Consider the following 4,522-nt stretch of genomic DNA (forward strand, 5'->3'; position numbering starts at 1 on the left):
TGCTCACGGCATCACTCGCCTAGTCCGGGTGGTCACCGACAACGGCTCCAACTACCGCGCGAAGACCTTCGTTCGCACTGTGAACGCGCATGCTTCACGGCATCAGCGGACCCGCCCTTACACCCCGCGGCACAACGGGAAAGTCGAGCGCTACCAGCGGATCCTTGCCGAGGAATGCCTCTACGCCCACGCCTTCTACTCCGAAGACGAACGGCGCGAAGCGATCAACATCTGGGTCCACCATTACAACTACCATCGGCCACACACCGCCTGCGCTGATCAGCCCCCGGCCACCCGAGTCCACGAACGTGTCGACAACGTCATGACCTCATACATCTAGGACCTGCCAGCGTTTTCGTCCAATGGCTCGAGACTCTGCGCGAGCACTACTTCAGCTCCCAACACGTGCCCGTGGCACGCTCGACCGAGCACCCTCGCGGGATTCGTACAGCCACAGCGCTGGAGAGCAAGATGATCGTGCTGGACCGACTGCGAACCCTGGATCCTGGCCGAGTGGTCCAGGTGGATCTCTGGGACCAGAGCTGACCCATCCCCTCGAGCCGTCCCCCATATTTTCGCGCTGACGTCAGAGCCGGCCGTCCCGGTACAGCCCCAGCAGCAGCTCCTGCATCTGCGGCGTGTACTCCAAAGAGACATATGTGCTGCGCTCGACCTCCAGCACGCCCAGCACCGCGGCGAGCCGCGTCGGCTCCCACTCCCCCGGTTTGCCGTCGAGCACGCCTGCGTCGGCGAGGCGCAGATTGAGGGCCGGGGTGCTCAGGTCGGCGTCGTCCCCACGGAGCTCTCCCGCCTCGCGCCACCTGCCGAGCACCGTGGACAGCGCGCCCTGCTGTGCCGCTGCGGTCGCGGAGGTGTGGGCCGGTGCAGCTGGGCGGGTCGCCTCGGGTGCTGAAGTGGATGCAGGATCGGGGAGCAAATCGGGCCGCTCGGGATCCGGGACGGCGATGCTCGACACCTCGCCGTCAGTCGGATCCTTGAACGCTGCGGGCCCCTCCGCCTCGGCAGTCTCGGTTCTCACCGCCCTCGCCGCCCGCTGCGCATAGCGGGACATCACGCCGAAGATCTTGCCGTTGTCCCAGCGGATCGGTGACGCGAAGACGACAAGCAGGTCCTTGGCCCGGGAGACGGCGACGTTCATCAACTCGGGGTTCTTGTCGATGAAGCCGGCCTGCGCGCTGTTGTTGCCGTACACGGCGGAGAACAGGATGATCGGGCGCTCGGCCCCCTGCAGTCGGTGCGCTGTACCGACCGTGATCTTCGTGGCGAGGTTCGTCGGGAGGTCCGCGTCAGGGTGTGCGGCGCGGGCGGCCTTCCTGATCTCCTCAGTGATGACATCGGCCTGTGCACGGAAGGGCGTGACGACGCCGATGAGCTCCGCCTCGCTAACCTTCTTGGCAGGCTCATTCTGTTGGTGGTGGTAGAGGTCGTAGAAGCTCGCGAAGTTCTCGACGATCCAGGCGGCGATCGCCTTCGCCTCCGGCTCGTTGACGCGGCTGGATCCCCGGCGGGAGTCCTCCGAGTCGGCGACGTCGATCCATTCGAACGCCGGACGCGTGCCGTGGAGCAACGACTTCTCCGCAGGACGCCTGGGCTCGAGCAGCCCGCCATAGAGCAATTCGTTGCTGAAGCCGATGATGTCGGGATGGCAGCGGAAGTGCTCGCGCAGCAGGAGGCCGGGATCGCGGTCGCCGAAGCTCCACCGTGAGGCGTGGCTCGCGGCCCGCATCAGGCTCGAGGGCGCGGAGGCGGTCACTCCGCGCTCGCGCAGATCGTCCGCCCACTCCCCCGCCTCGGTGCCGGCGCCCTCGGCAATCTCCCGGTCGGTCTCCTCGTCGAGGGCCCACACCGGTGCCAGCTGCTTGTCATCCCCCACGACGAGCGCGCGCTGGGCGAGCGCGATCGCCGGCAGGCCGAGCGGGGTATCCACCTGCCCGGCCTCGTCGACGATGAGCAGGTCGATACGGCCCACGTCGAAGGCTTTGGGCTCGCCCGGCTTCGTGTAGCGGCCGAAGTACTTGGGCACTTGGTACAGGGTCATCACGAAGCAAGGGGTGAGGGCCGCCGCCTGCGGCCAGACGCGCCGCACCACGCCCCAGGTGTTCTTCCACCGCTCCTTCTCGTCCAAGTGCTCGGCGAGCAACCATTGCGCCTCGAAGTAGTGCACGGCGAGCCAGAACTCCGCGTACCGGAGCGTCGTGTCGAGTGCCTTGTCGAGCTCCTCGAGGCTCGTGCAGTCGCGAAGATCTGAGAGGGCGCCGAGCTCGCGCAGATGCGTGCACTCCTCCACCTCGGCGCACAGCTGCAGATAGTCCTCCGAGCGGCCGTCGGCATTCATGGCTCCCAGCAGCGCGAGTCGATATCCGTCGACCTCCGTCAGCGCGTCGTGGAGCCAGTCCTGGACGCGAGCAGGATCCTCGATGCTGCCGAAGAAGTAGTGCACCTGGGCCAGGAAATGATCGCGAGCGTCGGCGAGGTAGCCCGGGCTGCTGTAGTCCGCGTAGAGCTCGCTGCGGTCCTTCTGCTCGACGAGATACTGCTTCTTCGCGGCGGAGAGCTTCGCCTTCGCGGGGCAGTACACGGCGAGGGACCGCAGCGGCTCCTCGGACGCTCCCCCGTCGCGCTCCTGGGGCAGCCAGCGCAGATCCAGGATGCCTGGGTCCTTCTTCGTCACGGAGGCGAACGAGGCGATGATGTTCGTGACGGCCTGATTGTTGGTGGAAGTGCCGACGATGACCGGGGCGTCCTCGCGCTCCAGCGCCCGACGGGTGATCATCCCCGCCACGATCGCCTGCAGCATCGTGGTCTTGCCTGTTCCCGGCGGGCCGCTCACGGCGGTGACCTCGCCCTCCCCTCCCTGGAGGAAGGCGTGGACCGCCCGACGCTGCGAGGCGGTGAGCGGGTTCTCGTCGTTCATGGAACCGCAGGCCAGGCGTGCGTTCCAGAGCAGACCGTCGCCGACGTGGATCCGCTCTTCTGGGATCCGCTGGCCGTCCCACCCGGTGATCATCTGCTCGAGGATCGGAGGCAGCTCCGGCTCACGGTCGAGCGCCTCGTAGACGTCGAGGAGTGCACCGACGGCATTGATCCGATCATGTTCCTGGACGTAGCAGAGCTCGCGCTCGACGATGCGACCGGCCTCGGTGTGCTCCGTCGCAAAGTCGTCGAGCGACCTGCCCGCGACGCTGGTGAACAGTCGTCCGGCGAGCTTCATCGCGTCGGCGACGCTCTCGCAGCGGGAGGCCTCGGCGGCGAGCTCGGTGCGGGTGAACACCCAGAAGTTCCGGAGGTCCCCAACCATCACCTCGCGCTCTGTCACTGCCGGAGCGATCAGTCGCTCGGCCGGGACCCACGGGGAGGTGCCGGTCTCGAGGTCGGGCTCCAGCGTGCCGTCGCGTTTCAGCGTGGCCGCGAGCAGCAGGATCCCCTGCTGGGTGGATCCGCGCTGTTCCGGGACAGAGGCGAGTGAGATCGCCACGGAGATCGAGGCATCGGGCGCCTTGTTCTTGTCCTTCTCCGACCTGGAGCGCTCGGCCTCCCTGTCGTGGGCGTCGAACAGCGCTTGCGTGTGCTCCGAGGTCAGGGAGCCTTCGGCGATCCGCTCCCGTGGGGTCGCGACGAACACCGAGCTGCGCTGGAAAGCCACCTCCTCGAGCGGCTGGCGGCGCAGGACCTGCGCGAAGTAGTCCGTGACCGTGCTCGGGTCCGTTGCTGTGCTGGCGCCCGCCATGGGGGTCCTTCCTCGAGCCTTGTGCTCCGTCGTCCTTCATCTCCGCCGACGACGAGTCGCTCACGCGCCGTGTGCCAGGAGGTAGTAGGTGAGGTAGATGAGGACCGCCGGGGAGATCAACTCCAGAAGCCCGGCGACGCACCCCCACCACGCCCTGCCGTAGATCCCGACAGCCATGGATGCCAGCCCGAAGAGCGGCACGATCAGGAACACCTGGCTGCTGACCAAGGGCGAGACGATGCAGATCAGCAAGGAGACGACGGCCAGTCCTGCGCAGACCTGATGCGCCATCTTTGTGCGGTCCGCGAGGTTGACGTCCGCTTCCGTGCGTCCCACAGACATCAGCCGGCTCCTTCGTCTCGTGGCGTGTGGTTCTCACTGTAGAGCCAGCTCTTGGCCTCGCGAGCACGTTCAACGGCACTCCATGCCCCTCCTTGGGCTCGCCACCGAACCTGATCCACCGAGGTTCACCGCGAGATGCCCGGGCTTGCTGTCATGCCTGCGTGGGCTGGCCAAGCACAGACTGACAATCTATCGAGGCGCACCGAACACCTCCCCGATGGAGGCATAGATTTCACCTTTTGGAGGGCATCAACAGGAACCAGCAAAATGAGGTCATGACGTCACGAACACCTTGAAAGAGCTGACGGAATTGGGCGCCCTAGCTGTTGCAGGGCACGACCTAGTAGTCGGTGGTGTCATAGCGTCGTAGCAACACTCCCGGTCGGTGGGGGCTTGAGGCGAGGAGGCCTGGGATGGTGCGGCGGCTGCTCA

The 4,522-nt window shown here is 66.5% G+C and carries 3 protein-coding genes; 1 reads left to right on the plus strand and 2 read right to left on the minus strand.

Features of this window, described 5'->3' with window-relative positions; all coding sequences use genetic code 11:
* Positions 1–340: integrase core domain-containing protein (locus ABD093_RS18430; protein WP_343926357.1), on the plus strand; the 340-nt coding region annotated here is incomplete at its 5' end.
* Positions 341–586: 246 nt separating this feature from the next.
* On the opposite strand, the gene ABD093_RS18435 is transcribed toward ABD093_RS18430, so the two are convergent.
* Both ABD093_RS18435 and ABD093_RS18440 read right to left on the minus strand, forming a co-directional pair.
* On the minus strand, positions 587–3,748 hold the full coding sequence (locus tag ABD093_RS18435; protein WP_343926359.1) for a DEAD/DEAH box helicase: 3,162 nt from the start codon (positions 3,746–3,748) through the stop codon (positions 587–589).
* A gap of 60 nt (positions 3,749–3,808) precedes the next feature.
* A complete protein-coding gene (locus ABD093_RS18440) occupies positions 3,809–4,090 on the minus strand; it encodes a hypothetical protein (RefSeq protein WP_343926361.1) in 282 nt (93 codons plus the stop codon).
* Positions 4,091–4,522 lie beyond the last annotated feature (432 nt).

Origin of the sequence: Brachybacterium tyrofermentans (assembly GCF_039526165.1) — a bacterium.
Lineage (GTDB): Bacteria > Actinomycetota > Actinomycetes > Actinomycetales > Dermabacteraceae > Brachybacterium > Brachybacterium tyrofermentans.